This is a genomic window from Photobacterium sp. R1 (genome assembly GCF_054600795.1).
Window position 1 is genome coordinate 1 of the sequence record NZ_BAAHZP010000471.1, and the last position, 279, is coordinate 279.

The window sequence follows — 279 nt, forward strand, 5'->3', positions numbered from 1 at the left end:
GTCATACCCAGGCTGTGTAAATCCAGCCGGGTCGCATTTTTATCCAGCAAACGTAAGACGACACGCTCACCATGCGAGGACGGCATGGTTGACACCCGCACATCCACCGCCCGGCCCCCGATGCGCAGAGAAATTCGGCCATCCTGGGGCACACGCTTCTCGGCGATGTCCAGCCGGGCCATGACTTTGATCCGGGAGACCAGAAGTGGCGCCAGCTTACGGCTCGGCGTCAGCACCTCGCGCAGCACGCCATCGACGCGAAAGCGAATAGATAAGGTT

General features: G+C 60.6%; 1 protein-coding gene. It reads right to left on the reverse strand.

The window, feature by feature from the left end; genetic code table 11:
* Window positions 1-279: ATPase, T2SS/T4P/T4SS family (locus tag ACYP03_RS25900; protein WP_459782659.1), on the reverse strand; the 279-nt coding region annotated here is incomplete at both ends.